Origin of the sequence: Streptomyces sp. NPDC002886 (assembly GCF_042888445.1) — a bacterium.
In the GTDB taxonomy this organism is placed as follows: Bacteria; Actinomycetota; Actinomycetes; order Streptomycetales; family Streptomycetaceae; genus Streptomyces.
In genome coordinates this window covers 147,420-160,481 of record NZ_JBIAPV010000008.1, presented here as the reverse complement: position 1 = coordinate 160,481, position 13,062 = coordinate 147,420, and the positions used below count along the sequence as shown (strand labels likewise).

Below are 13,062 nucleotides of genomic sequence, written 5' to 3'. Positions count from 1 at the left end.
CCCGAGCCGCCCCCGGCGACCTACCCTGTGGGGTATGCCAGCTCGCGAATCCCAGCCACCTGCACCCGATGCGCACCTACGGGATCCCGACAGGGCGCGCCTGACCGAGGCGACCGAGGTCTTCGCGATGCTGTCGGACGTCACCCGGCTGCACCTGCTGTGGCTGCTCGCCCAAGAGGAGTCGGACGTCGGCTCCCTCGCCGACCGGTGCGCCGCGTCGAGGACCGCGGTGAGCCAGCACCTGGCGAAGCTGCGGCTCGCGGGCCTCGTCGACACCCGCCGCGAGGGCCGCCGCATCCACTACAGCCTGCGCGACGGGCACTTGCGCCGACTCGTCCTGGAAGCCCTCAGCCACGCCGACCACCGGGTCAGCGGAACGGCCCCGCACAACTGAGCCCCCGCGGCGGCGCGCCCGACGCCCGGAGCGGCCCCCGCGCGCTCTACTGGCACGACCACTTGCACGGCCGCCGGCGCGGACAGCCGTGCCTCCGCGTGCGGAGGACTCCGGAAGGGCGGCCGATGGACTACCGGCAGGCGGACACCTCCACCCTCGTCACGATCGGCCACGTCGCGGTGGCCTTCGTCCTCACCTACCTGCTCGGCTTCGAGCGCACCCTGAGGGGGGCCGCCGCCGGCAACCGGACCTTCGCCATGATCGGCGTCGGCGCCGCCGTGGTGGCCGTCCTCGCCCTGGACGGCGCACCCAACGCCCTCGCGGGAGTCGTCACCGGCGTCGGATTCATCGGAGGCGGCCTGGTGTTCCGGCAGAACCGCACCGAGGGCGACCTCGTCCACGGGGTGACCACCGCCGGAGCGATCTTCGCCGCGGCCGCGATCGGAGCGGCCGCCGGACAGGGGCGGCTCGCCCTGGCCGTCGCGGCGACGGCCTTCGTGATCCTGGCGCTGGAGACCCGTCACATCCCCGGCCTGAGCGTCTTCGACGGCCGCCGGTGGGCCCACCGCTTCCGCAGCGACGCCGACCTCCTGCGACTGCACGGAGAGCGCAGCCCCAGCGCCGAGGACTGACCGAGGGCTGAGGCGGCGCCCGGTTCAGGTGTGGGAGGAGTTCCGGTGGCGACGATGGCCGCCCGTCATTTCCGCCGATGCACCCGCAGGCGTTGGATAGTTGCACTATCCTCGGCGCGTGGATCAGCTGATCGTCGAAGACCCGACCCGTATCGGCCCGTACCGTCTGATCGCCCGGCTGGGTGCCGGCGGCATGGGCCTGGTCTACCTCGGCCGCTCCGAGGGCGGGCGCACCGTCGCCGTGAAGGTCGTGCAGGCCGAATACGCCGGGAACCCGGAGTTCCGCAGGCGCTTCGCCCGGGAGGTGGCCGCCGCGCGGCGGGTGGGCGGGAGTTGGACCGCCGCCGTCCTCGACGCCGACCCCGAGGCCGCGGTGCCCTGGGTGGCGACCCAGTACATACCCGGGCCCGACCTGCACGCCGTGGTCGCCAAGGACTTCGGGCCGCTGCCCGAGCACTCCGTGCGCACCCTCGCCAACCGGCTCGCCCTCGCCCTGGGGGCCGTACACGAGGCGGGCCTGATCCACCGCGACCTCAAGCCCTCCAACGTGCTCGTCACCGTCGACGGCCCGCGCGTCATCGACTTCGGCATCGCCCGGGCGATGGACAGCCTGGCCGGGGACAGTCTGCTCACCCACACCGGCATGCTGATCGGCTCGGCCGGGTTCATGTCGCCGGAGCAGGTCCGCGGCCTCGAACTCACCCCCGCCAGCGACGTCTTCTGCCTCGGGGCCGTCCTCGTCTACGCCGCCACCGGACGGCTCCTCTTCGGCGCCGCGGACACCGGCCTGAACGCCCACCTCTTCCGCGTCGCCGAGGAGGAGGCGGACCTGACGGGCGTACCGGAGACCCTGGCCGACCTCGTACGCGACTGCCTGCACAAGGACCCGGCCCGGCGGCCCACCCCCGCGCAGGTGGCCGAACGCACGTCGCCGGACCGGGACGGGGAATGGCTGCCGGGCACGGTGCTCGCCCAACTGGGCCGCCACGCGGCCAAGCTGCTGGACTACGCCCCGGCGATGCCCGCGGCCCCCGAGCCAGCCCCGCGGCCGGACCCCCGCGTCCCCGCCGCCCGCCCGCACCCCCTGCCGCCCCCGTACGCTCCGACGGCCCCGGCCGACGCGACCCCCGCCGGAGGATTCGGCCCGCCCCCCGGCGTGCCGCACGAGGCCCCGTCCACGCCCCCGTTCACGCCCCCGGGCCAGGATCCGGCCGGCGCCCCGCGCGCCGCCGGACGCCGGCGCGGCCTGCTGGTGGCCTCCCTGGCCCAGCTGACGGTGGTGCTCGCGGCGACGGCCTTCACCATGGCGATGCCGTCCGTCCAGTCGGACCTCGGTGTCGACTCCGCCGGCCTGAGCCCGCTGTTCACGGCCTACGCGGTCTCCTTCGGCGCGCTGTTGCTGCTCGGCGGGCACCTCGCGGACCTGATGGGCCGCCGGCGGTCGCTGCTCGTCGGACTGCTCGGATTCGCGGCGGCCTGCGCGCTCGGCGGCTCGGCCGGCGATTCCGGCACGCTGTTCTGGGCCCGTGTCGTGCAGGGTGCCTCCGCCGCCCTGCTGACGACGGCCGGGCTCGCACTGGTCGTCGCGGACTCCACCGACACCAGGAGGCGGGGCCGGGCCCTCGGGGTCTACGCCGCGTTCACCTGCGGCGGTTCGGCCGTCGGGCTGCTCCTGGGCGTACCGCTCCTCCAGAGCCTGAGCTGGCGCTGGTGCCTGTACGCCCCCGCCGCGATCGCCGTGCTCCTCCTGCCGGTCGCGCTCACCGTGCCGCGGGACGACCCCGGTGCCTCCGGCGTCCGCCCGGACGTGCCCGGTGCGCTGCTCGGCACCGGCGGGCTCGCCGCCCTCACCTACGGCCTCACCGAGATCGAGTCCGACGGGACGATCGACCTCCTGGCAGTGCTCCTGCTCGCCGTCGGCGCCGCCCTCCTCGCCGGCTTCCTGTGGCGGCAGGCCGGCGCCTCCGGACCCCGCCTCGCCCCGTCCGTCTTCAAGGACCGCAACCGGGCCGGCGCCCTCCTCACCCTGCTCCTCGTGGGCATCGGCTCCCTGGCCCTGTTCTCCTCGCTGGCCTTCTACCTCCAGCAGATCGCCGGCTACCGGACGGACGAGACCTGGAGGTACCTCCTGCCCCTGCTGATCGGGACGGTGATCGGCTCCACCCAGGTCTCCGCCCGCCTGCTGCACCGCGCCGCACCCCAGGTCCTGATCGCGGCGGGGCTGGTGGTCGCGGCCGCAGGCGTGCTCGTCCTGGCCACCGGCGACAACGGATACCTGTCCACCGGCCTGTCACTGCCCAGCATGTTCCTCACCGGGCTCGGTCTCGGCGCGGCCCTCGTCCCGCTCCTCGCCACGGTGACCGCCGGCGTGGCACCCCGGTACGCCGGGGCGGCCTCGGCCGCCGTCGCCACGGCCCAGCAGCTGGGCGACGCGATCGGCGGGGTGCTGCTCGCCGTGGTCGTGGTCGTCGCCGCCCGGTCCGCGGAACCGGACGAGCAGTACCGGACGCTGGTGGAGGGCTACGGCACGTTCCTCTGGTGCGGGTTCGGCACCCTGCTGCTGGCGGCCCTCGCCGGCGGCCTGCTGGTCACCGCCAGGGAGCCCAGGGACGCCGGGCCGGCCGGGTAGTCCGCCGGGTAGCCCGGTAGCCCCTGTAGTCCCGGTAGGAGGTCAGCCCCTGCCGCGTACGAGCGTGAACACCGCGCCCTCCGGGTCCGTGACCACCGCCAGTCGGCCGCTCAGACCCTCGCGCGGCTGCTGGACGACTCCGCCGCCCAGCCGCCGGACCCGGGCGACGGCCGCGTCGGTGTCCTCCACCTCGAAGTACGTCATCCAGTGCGGCCCCCGGTCGTGGGGCAGGGAGCGGCCGACCCCGTGCACGGCCGCCACGGGACGGCCCTGCAGGGACAGCGTGAGGTAGTCGAAGTCCTCACAGGCGTCGGCGTGCGTCCGGGCCTCGTGGCCGAAGACGTGCTCGTAGAACTTCCCGACCGTCGAGGTGTCCTGCGTGACCAGCTCGTGCCACACCGGGGTGCCGGGCCCCCCGGCCAGCCGGGTCCCGAGGTGGGACGCCGCCTGCCAGAGCCCGAAGATCGCGCCCAGCGGGTCCGAGCAGATCGCCACCCGCCCCGCGATCCCGGCATCGAGCGGGCCCACCGCCACCGTGCCGCCGCAGGAGCGGATGGATTCCGCCGTCGCGTCGGCGTCGTCCGTGGCCAGGTACGTGGTCCAGGCCACCGGGAGCTGGCGGTCCGGCGGCATCTCGCCGATGCCGGCCACCTCCCGCCCGCCGAGCATGGCCCGGACGTACGGGCCCAGCTGCTCGGGGCCGGGCTCGTACTCCCAGCCGAACAGGTCGGCGTAGAACTCCTCGGTGGTCCCGAGGCCGTGCACCATCAGGCTCGCCCAGCACGGCGTGCCGGGTGTGCGCCGCGTTGCTTCCGATGCCTCGGTCATGTCAGCCGTCTCCTCCGTCGTCACGCACGTGACCTTTCCCGGAGCTGATGCTTCCACTCCAGGAGGCCCGGCGCGCCCCGACCGGCCGGGTTTCGCGGGAGCCGGGAGAGATGTCCGGATCAGTGCGGCCCGTCGATGTCAGGCTTGTTACGCGAGGTGGTGGCGGGGAGCAAAATTGGCGGCATGACTGTGAACCCGCCCCGCTCCCCGCTCGTCTCCGCCGCCGCTCTGAGGGAGGAGCTGGACGGCCCGCTGCCGCCGGTGCTCCTCGACGTCCGCTGGCAGCTCGGCGGCCCGAACCTGCGGCCCGAGTACGAAGCCGGACACCTCCCGAACGCGGTCTACGTCGACCTCGACGCGGAACTGGCAGGCCCGGCGGGCTCCGGCGGCCGGCACCCGCTGCCCGATCCCGAGGAGTTCGGGGCGGTGATGCGGCGGGCCGGGGTCTCGGGGGAGGCCCCGGTGGTCGTGTACGACGGCGGGCTGGGCTGGGCGGCGGCGCGCGCGTGGTGGCTGTTGCGCTGGACGGGTCACGCCCGCGTGCGGGTCCTGGACGGGGGACTGGCCGCGTGGCAGGCCGACGGCGGCTCACTGTCGGCCGAAGTCACTCCTGTGAGCGAGGGTGATTTCAAGCCAAATCCGGGTGCCATCGGGCTGCTGGACGCGGACGCGGCGGCGGCGCTGGCCCGGACGGGTGTGCTGCTGGACGCACGGGCGGGCGAACGGTACCGGGGCGAGGTCGAACCGATCGACCCGGTCGGGGGCCACATCCCGGGGGCGCTGTCGGCTCCGACCACGGAGAACACCGGCCCGGACGGCCTGTTCCTGGACCGCGAGGCCCTGCGGGCCCGCTTCGAAGGCCTCGGCGTCCACGCCGACACCGGCACTCCGGTCGGGGTCTACTGCGGCTCGGGCGTCTCGGGGGCCCACGAGGTCCTGGCGCTGGCGACGGCGGGGATCCCGGCGGCGCTGTACGCGGGCAGTTGGTCGGAATGGTCCGCGGACCCGTCCCGCGAGGTCGCCGTGGGCGAGCTGCCGGGCTAGGCACGCGGCCCCGGGCCCCGATGGCGGACTCCGCCGCCGGGGCCCGAGCCGGGCTACTCCTGCTTCTTGCGGCGCGTGCCGAAGACGATCTCGTCCCAGCTCGGCACCGCCGCGCGGCGGCCGGGGCGCACCCCGTCGGCCTCCGCCTGCCGGTCGGTGGTTCCCGTCAGCCGGTCCCGGTGTCCCGCGACGGTGCGCGGCATCAGGACGTCGGCGTACGCGGAACCCGCACCGGCCGACGCCGAAGCGGCGGGCGGCTCCTCCACCTCCGGTTCCGTGACCGGCTCCGGGACCACCAGGTCGCCGCGGAAACTCGGGACCGCCTCCAGCAGGGCGGTCAGCGTGTCCCGCTCCTCCTCGGGCTCCGGCTCCGGCGGGGGAGGCGGAGCCGGGTGGCTGACGGGCCGCTCCATCTGACGGTCGAGCGCGCGGTCCAGCGGCCTGTCGCGCGGCAGCCGCGCGATCCTCGGCACGAACGGGAAGCTCGGCTCCGGGGTCGCCGGCAGGTCGTCCGACTCGCCGATCAGCGAGCGGGCCTCGTCGTCCACGGCCACGACCAGCCGGCGCGGCGGGTCGTACGTCCAGCTCGCCGAGTGCGGTTCGCCCGCGACCCGGTAGACCAGCAGGACCTCCCAGGTGCCGTCGTCGCGGCGCCAGGAGTCCCACTGCACGGATTCCTTCTCGGCCCCGCGCAGCGAGAGCCTTTCCTGCACGGCCTCGCCGAGCTGGGGCCCGGTGTTCTCACCGGGCCGGCGCACGGGGGTCTTGCGGGCCCGCTCCGCCATGAAGGCGCGCTCGGCGAGCACGGGGCCCTCGAAGCGGCGCACCCGGTCGACGGGGATGCCGGCCATCTGAGCGACCTCCTCCGCGGAGGCGCCGGCCCGTATGCGGGCCTGGATGTCACGGGGGCGGAGGTGGCTCTCCACCTCGATCTCGATCTGGTTCAGGCGCGCACGGTCGTTACGTACGGCAGCCCGGAGACGCTCGTCGATCGGAAGCGTGTACTCCGTGCTGTCCGCAGCCTTGAGCACCAGTCGTGTGCCGTCATTGGAGACGGCCACGACACGCAGTTCGGGCATGGGGACCTCCCGGGTGGTGCCTGCCGACGTCACGTGCGTCGCTGCTTCCGCTAGTCGAGTGTGGCCTGCCCGGGTGCAGCCTGCCACTACCTTGCCGAGTTAAACCGGCGTGTCGGGCATGCGCCCTTGATCGCTGTTATGGCACGGTTACCTGTTGGGTACGCACAGTGACCGAACGATTACTGTGCGCAGCAGGATCCCGTGCAAAACCGCGGCATCGCCGGTCTCGAGTGCCGTTTTTCCATCAGCCGGCCCCCTCTCCCGAGTCCGGACATCCGAAAGGAAGGACGGCCCCAGGGCTCGCCACAGTACTCCATTCGGGCCACCTGGGTGGACCGCCGCGCCGCCGAACTTGTCCCGGACGGCGGGAGTTGGGCTGCCCTGGATCGGGCCCCCATCCTGCCGGACCTGCGTGCGCACCCGATTTCGGGTGTCTTGCTTCACAGAATCTCCGGAAACGGAACTATCCGTTTCGCTGACGTGTCAGTAACGGGAGAAGGCGTTGGAGCGCGAAGGGCAGGACACGCAGGGGATGGCGATGGGTCAGAAGACGGTGCTGGACGTGGAACCGGACCAGGAGACGGAGAAGAAGAAGCTCGATCTGAGCGTGGCTCAGGTCGCGGGTTCCTCCCTCGCCACGGTCGCGGCGGCCGTGCTGGCCTCGGGGATGGGCCTCTACGGGACCATCATCGGCGCCGGCATCGTGAGCGTGGTGGCCACCGCGGGCGGACCCGTCATCCAGCACTTCTTCCGCCGCACCGGCGACCAGCTCCGCGAGACGGCCCGGCCGAAGGCCCGTCAGGTCCCGGTGGCCGGGCCCGGGCCCGCCCCCGCGGGGCGGGCGCCGGACGGCACGATGATGCTGGGCACCGTCCCGGCCGGCGGGCCGTCGGCCGACGAGGAGTTCGGCGCGGGCACCGTCCACGGCACCCGCGTGCGGGGCTGGAAGCGGACGGCCGTGGCCTCCGGCGCCGCCTTCGCCATCGCCCTCGGCGGCCTGGGGACCTACGAGGCGGTGGCCGGTACCGCGATCAGCGCCGACGGCGGCACGATCCTCACCGGCGGCACCGTCAAGGCCCGCGATTACAAGCCGAAACCGCCCAAGGACCCGTCCGACAAGGGCGCGGACAAGGGCAACGGCAACGGCGAGAAGGGCGGCAAGGGCGGGAAGACCCCGGACACCGGGACCTCCCCGAGCCCCTCGCACCCGAACGGCGACAAGAGCCCGAAGCCCGACCCGGACACCTCGCCGTCCGCCGACCCGTCGTCCAGCCCCAGCCCGGCCCCGCCGAAGCCCGACCCCTCGCCGACCCCCACACCCCCGAAGCCCGACCCTTCGCCGAGCAGCAAGCCCCCGAAGTCCCCGACGCCGGGCACCGGTCAGGAGTCGCCGGCCCCCTGAGGGCGCGGCCCCCGGGATCAGCTCCGGGCTCAGTCCCCCAGGACGCGCCGCAGGTAGTCGTTGCCGAAGACCCGGTCCGGGTCCAGCCGGTCCCGGAGCGCGGTGAACTCTCCGAAGCGCGGGTACACCCCGGCGAAGTACTCCGCGTCCCGCGTGTGCACCTTGCCCCAGTGGGGCCGGCCGCCGTGCTCGGTGAAGATGCGCTCGGCGGCCGTGAAGTAGGCCTGGTACGGGGTGCCCTTGTACATGTGCACCGCGATGTACGCGCTCTCGCGGCCCGAGGCCGTCGACAGGGTGATGTCGTCCGCCGGAGCGGTCCGCACCTCCACCGGGAAGCTGATCCGCAGGTCGGAGCGGTCCACCATGGCCTTCAGCTCCCGTAGCGCCCCGACGACGCGCTCGCGCGGAAGGGCGTACTCCATCTCCACGAACCGCACCCGGCGCGGGCTGGTGAACACCTTGTACGGGATGTCCGTGTAGGTGCGCGCCGACAGGGCGCGGCTCGCGATCCGGGCGATGGAGGGGATGGACGCGGGGACGGCGCGGCCGAAGGAGTTCACGGCCTGGAAGAGGCCGTTGGACAGCAGCTCGTCCTCGACCCAGGCGGAGACCGCTCCGGGCGGGGCGGCCGGGCCCTGGCTGCGGTTGTTGCGCTTGGTGTTGCAGTTGCCGGTGTGCGGGAACCAGTAGAACTCGAAGTGCTCGTTCTCCGCGTGGTGCTGGTCGAACTCCTCCGTCACCCGGTCGAAGCTCATGGGCTCCTCACGGGCGGTCAGGAAGAAGAGCGGCTCCACGGCGAAGGTGATCGAGGTGACCACGCCGAGCGCCCCGATGCCCAGCCGGGCCGCCGCGAAGACCTCCGGATTCTCCTTCTCGGAGCAGACCAGCAGCTCCCCGTTCGCCGTGACCAGCTCCAGGCCGCGGATCTGGGCGGCGATGGAGGCCGAGTCGCGACCGGTGCCGTGGGTGCCGGTGCTGGTGGCGCCCGAGACCGTCTGCTCCATGATGTCGCCCATGTTGGTGAGCGACAGGCCCTCCTGTGCCAGGGCCAGGTTGAGGTCCTTGAGGACCGTGCCCGCCGCCACGGTGACGGTGCCGGCGGTCCGGTCGATCGACTGGATCCCGGCCAGCGACTGAGGGCGGATCAGTACGCCGTCGGTCGCGGCGGCCGCGGTGAAGGAGTGGCCCGAGCCGACCGCCTTCACCTTGAGCCCGTCCCCGGCGGCCCGGCGGACCGCCTCCCGGAGCTCCCCGACCGATGCCGGGGTGACCACGCGCGCGGGCGTGGCGCTGATGTTGCCCGCCCAGTTATGCCACGCGGCGGTCCGTGTCCCGCTGCTGCCTGCTGTCCCCGTCGTCGCCATCGTTGGAAGGCTCCTCCCCTTGCGCCGGCCTCGTCAGCCGGCGGTAACCCGCGAACGCAACCGCCGCCGCGGCGGCCCCCGCCGAGATGGAGACGACGTACCCGGTCTTCGCGCCGGCGGCGTCGATGACCCAGCCGGCCACGGAGGACCCGAGCGCGACCCCGACCGCGAGCCCGGTGCCCGTCCAGGTCATTCCCTCGGTCAGCTTCGCGCGTGGTACGTGCGCCTCGATCAGGGCCATCGTGGTGATCATCGTGGGAGCGATGGCGAGGCCCGAGACGAAGAGCGCCACGGCCAGAAACGGAAGGTTCCCGGCCAGTAGGAGGGGGATCATACTCACGGCCATCGCACAGATGCCCAGCACCCACCTGCGTTCGGCCTTGCCCTTGAGGTGCAGCAGGCCGAAGACGATGCCGGCGAGACAGGATCCGACCGCCCAGACGGCCAGGATGAAGCTGGCCCACGCCTTGTGCCCCTGCTCCTCGGCGAAGGCCAGCGTGACCACGTCGATGGAGCCGAAGATGGCCCCGGTGGCGACGAAGGTGGCCACCAGTACCTGGAGTCCGGGGGAGCGCAGCGCCGAGGTCCGGTCCGAGTTCTCGTCGCGCGGGTGCGGGGCCGGCTCGGTGGCGCGCTGCGCGGTCAGCCACCCCACGCCCACGAGCAGGCAGACCCCGGCGACCAGCGGACCCGCCTCGGGGAACCAGGTGGTGGAGAGCCCGATGGCAAGGATCGGCCCGAAGATGAAGCAGACCTCGTCCAGGACGGATTCCAGGGAGTACGCCGTGTGCAGTTCGCGCGGCGAGTCCCGGTAGATGGCCGTCCACCGGGCCCGGATCATCGCGCCCACGCTGGGTACGCAGCCCGCGAGCGCGGCGAAGACGAACAGGGTCCAGTCGGGCGCGTGGTTGGCCGCGCACAGCAGCAGCCCGGAGATGGCGAGGATCGCGAGCAGGCTCGCCGGACGCAGGACGCGGCGCTGGCCGTACTGGTCGACCAAGCGGGAGACCTGCGGGCCGATCCCGGCGGCGGAGAGCGCGAGGGTGGCGGTGAGGGCGCCGGCCAGTGAGTAGCGGCCGGTGAGCTCGGAGATCATCGTCAGGATGCCGATGCCGACCATGGAGAGCGGCAGCCGGCCTATGAGGCCGGCCGCGCTGAAGCCCCGGCTCCCGGGGGCGGCGAAGATCGCGCGGTAGGGACTGGGCAAGGTGCCCTCCGTAAGGGACGTCATTGGCCCATACAGGTTACGGCCGCGCACAAGCCGCCCGCGCGGGGAGGAACCGGACAGGGGCCGAACGGCCCGTACCCCCGGGTCGAGCGGTCCCGGAGCCCGGACCTGTTTTCCGCGGGGCGGCGGCGGGTGGCAGGATTCGAAGCATGTCTGACCAGCTCCGCGCCGGCGCCCCCGGCTCGACCGAGGGCCCCGCCGCCCCTTACGACGCCCTCCTGCTGCTGTCCTTCGGCGGCCCCGAGGGCCCCGACGACGTCGTGCCGTTCCTGGAGAACGTCACGCGCGGCCGCGGCATCCCGCGCGAGCGGCTCAAGGAGGTCGGGCAGCACTACTTCGGCTTCGGCGGCGTCAGCCCGATCAACGCCCAGAACCGCGAGCTGCTGGACGCCCTGCGCAAGGACTTCGCCGGGCACGGGCTGGACCTGCCCGTGTACTGGGGCAACCGCAACTGGGGCCCGTACCTGAACGACGTGATGCGCGAGCTGGCCGCCGACGGGCGCCGCCGCGTCGCGGTGCTCGCGACCAGCGCGTACGCCTCGTACTCGGGCTGCCGGCAGTACCGCGAGAACCTCGCCGACGCGCTCGCCCTGCTCGTGGAGGAGGGCGTGGCCGAGGCGGACCTGCCGAAGGTCGACAAGCTGCGGCACTACTTCAACCACCCCGGCTTCGTGCAGCCCATGATCGACGGGGTGCTGGCCTCGCTGGCCGCGCTGCCCGAGGAGGTGCGCGCCGGCGCCCACCTGGCCTTCACCACGCACTCCATCCCGATCGCGGCGGCGGACGCCTCCGGACCGGTGGAGGACCACACGGCGGACGGCGCCGGCGGGGCCTACGTCAAGCAGCACCTGGACGTCGCCAAGGTGATCGCCGACGCGGTCCGCGCCGAGACCGGCACCGAGCTGCCCTGGGAGCTCGTCTACCAGTCGCGCAGCGGCGCCCCCCACATCCCGTGGCTGGAGCCGGACATCTGCGACCACCTGGAGGCCCTGCACGGGGCGGGCGCCCCGGCGGTGGTCATGGTGCCGATCGGCTTCGTCTCGGACCACATGGAGGTGCTGTACGACCTCGACACGGAGGCGACGGCCAAGGCCGCCGAGCTGGGGCTGCCGATCGCCCGCTCGGCCACGGTCGGCGCCGACCCCCGGTTCGCGGCGGCGGTACGGGACCTCGTGCTGGAGCGGGCCGCGGCGGAACGCGGCGAGTCCGTGGAGCGTTGCGCGCTCGGGCTGCTCGGCGCGAGCCACGACCTGTGCGCGGTGGGCTGCTGCCCGGCGCGCGGGCCCCGGCCGGCGGCCGCGGGCGTGGACAGCCCGTACGCGTAGCCGTAGCGCAGTGAAGTCCGCAGAATTCGATGAACGGGAGCCGGGCGTGATCTCCGAAGAGCTGAAGACCGAACTGCTGGACGTGGCCCTGGAGGCGGCCGGCCGGGCGGGCGCGCTGCTGAGGGACGGGCGGCCCGCCGATCTGGCGGTCGCCTCGACCAAGACGAGCCCGATCGACGTGGTGACCGAGATGGACATCGCGGCCGAGAAGCTGATCACCGGCATCCTCGCGGAGCGCCGGCCCGAGGACGGGCTGCTCGGCGAGGAGGGCTCGGAATCGGCGGGCACCAGCGGCGTGCGGTGGGTCATCGACCCGCTGGACGGCACGGTGAACTACCTCTACGGGCTCCCCACCTGGGGCGTCTCCATCGCGGCCGAGTACCGCGGCGAGACGGTGGTCGGGGTCGTGGCGGCGCCGATGCGCGGGGAGACGTACCACGCGGTGCTGGGGCGCGGGGCCTGGCTGGGCGGGGTCGGCCTCGCCTGCCGGCCGGCCGCTCCGCTGGACCAGGCGCTGATCGGCACCGGGTTCGCGTACGTCCAGAGCCGGCGGGCGCACCAGGCCGACGTGGCGCAGCGGATCATCCCGCTGGTCCGGGACGTCCGGCGCGGCGGTTCGGCGGCGATCGACCTGTGCGACGTGGCCGCCGGACGGCTGGACGGGTACTGGGAGCGGGGGCTGAACCCGTGGGACCTGGCGGCGGGCGAGCTGATCGCGCGGGAGGCGGGCGCGGTGACGGGCGGCCGCCCAGGGGAGCCCGCCTCGGGCGAACTCGCGCTGGCGGCGACCCCGGCGGTGTTCGCCTCGCTGCGGCCGCTGCTGGAGGAGGCCGGGGCCTGGCACGACTGAGCGGTCGGACCGGCCCCCGGGCATGAGGGAACCCCGGCGGCCGGGTGGCGGCCTCCGGGGTCCGGGGGTGTGCGGTGGCCGGTGGGATACCGGCGGCTGGAGTCAGCAGGCGGAGACGGTGACCGGAACGCCGTGATCGGCTGCGATGCGCTGGAGGTCTTCCAGCTCCGCCTGTTCCACTTCCACGAGGAAGTCGTCGCCCGTTTCGCGAGCCTGCCTGAGGTCCGACTGCGTGCTCCTGATGCGCTGCAGGAGACCCGCGGTGAATGCGTCCATGGTGGGTTCGC

General features: G+C 73.7%; 12 protein-coding genes. 7 read left to right on the top strand and 5 right to left on the bottom strand.

Annotated elements, in window-relative coordinates:
• The first annotated feature begins 34 nt into the window (after positions 1–34).
• From ACFYYB_RS30565 to ACFYYB_RS30555, 3 genes are all read left to right on the top strand, one after another.
• The gene (locus tag ACFYYB_RS30565) at positions 35–394 is read left to right on the top strand and encodes an ArsR/SmtB family transcription factor (protein WP_389439238.1); all 360 of its coding nucleotides are present in this window, start codon (positions 35–37) and stop codon (positions 392–394) included.
• Positions 395–519: 125 nt separating this feature from the next.
• Positions 520–1,026 carry an MgtC/SapB family protein gene (locus ACFYYB_RS30560; RefSeq protein ID WP_389439236.1) on the top strand — a complete coding sequence of 169 codons (507 nt, stop codon included), beginning with the start codon at positions 520–522 and terminating at the stop codon, positions 1,024–1,026.
• 118 nt (positions 1,027–1,144) lie between these two features.
• Entirely contained in the window at positions 1,145–3,655 is a 2,511-nt protein-coding gene (locus tag ACFYYB_RS30555; RefSeq protein ID WP_389439234.1) for a bifunctional serine/threonine protein kinase/MFS transporter, read from the top strand.
• 42 nt (positions 3,656–3,697) lie between these two features.
• On the opposite strand, the gene ACFYYB_RS30550 is transcribed toward ACFYYB_RS30555, so the two are convergent.
• Positions 3,698–4,483, bottom strand: coding sequence for a VOC family protein (locus ACFYYB_RS30550; RefSeq protein ID WP_389439232.1), 786 nt, complete (start codon positions 4,481–4,483; stop codon positions 3,698–3,700).
• A 183-nt stretch (positions 4,484–4,666) separates the two neighbouring features.
• On the opposite strand from ACFYYB_RS30550, the gene ACFYYB_RS30545 reads away from it, so the two are divergent.
• Positions 4,667–5,527, top strand: a complete 861-nt coding sequence (locus ACFYYB_RS30545; RefSeq protein WP_389439230.1) for a sulfurtransferase — start codon at positions 4,667–4,669, stop codon at positions 5,525–5,527.
• A gap of 53 nt (positions 5,528–5,580) precedes the next feature.
• On the opposite strand, the gene sepH is transcribed toward ACFYYB_RS30545, so the two are convergent.
• Complete coding sequence (gene sepH / locus ACFYYB_RS30540) at positions 5,581–6,606, bottom strand: septation protein SepH (protein ID WP_389439228.1); 1,026 nt, start codon at positions 6,604–6,606, stop codon at positions 5,581–5,583.
• A 538-nt stretch (positions 6,607–7,144) separates the two neighbouring features.
• On the opposite strand from sepH, the gene ACFYYB_RS30535 reads away from it, so the two are divergent.
• Positions 7,145–8,008, top strand: a complete 864-nt coding sequence (locus ACFYYB_RS30535) for a hypothetical protein (protein ID WP_389439226.1) — start codon at positions 7,145–7,147, stop codon at positions 8,006–8,008.
• 29 nt (positions 8,009–8,037) lie between these two features.
• Here ACFYYB_RS30535 and ACFYYB_RS30530 read toward each other — a convergent pair whose 3' ends face one another.
• Entirely contained in the window at positions 8,038–9,372 is a 1,335-nt protein-coding gene (locus tag ACFYYB_RS30530) for a D-arabinono-1,4-lactone oxidase (protein ID WP_389439224.1), read from the bottom strand.
• The gene (locus tag ACFYYB_RS30525; RefSeq protein ID WP_389439222.1) at positions 9,317–10,579 is read right to left on the bottom strand and encodes an MFS transporter; all 1,263 of its coding nucleotides are present in this window, start codon (positions 10,577–10,579) and stop codon (positions 9,317–9,319) included. Before ACFYYB_RS30525 ends, ACFYYB_RS30530 begins: the two co-directional genes overlap by 56 nt.
• A gap of 170 nt (positions 10,580–10,749) precedes the next feature.
• Between ACFYYB_RS30525 and ACFYYB_RS30520 the strand changes: the two genes are divergently transcribed.
• Entirely contained in the window at positions 10,750–11,925 is a 1,176-nt protein-coding gene (locus tag ACFYYB_RS30520; RefSeq protein WP_389439220.1) for a ferrochelatase, read from the top strand.
• Positions 11,926–11,974: 49 nt separating this feature from the next.
• The gene (locus tag ACFYYB_RS30515; RefSeq protein WP_389439456.1) at positions 11,975–12,775 is read left to right on the top strand and encodes an inositol monophosphatase family protein; all 801 of its coding nucleotides are present in this window, start codon (positions 11,975–11,977) and stop codon (positions 12,773–12,775) included.
• A gap of 102 nt (positions 12,776–12,877) precedes the next feature.
• Here the strand turns inward: ACFYYB_RS30515 and ACFYYB_RS30510 are convergent, their stop codons facing one another.
• Positions 12,878–13,051 carry a hypothetical protein gene (locus tag ACFYYB_RS30510; RefSeq protein ID WP_204357838.1) on the bottom strand — a complete coding sequence of 58 codons (174 nt, stop codon included), beginning with the start codon at positions 13,049–13,051 and terminating at the stop codon, positions 12,878–12,880.
• Positions 13,052–13,062 lie beyond the last annotated feature (11 nt).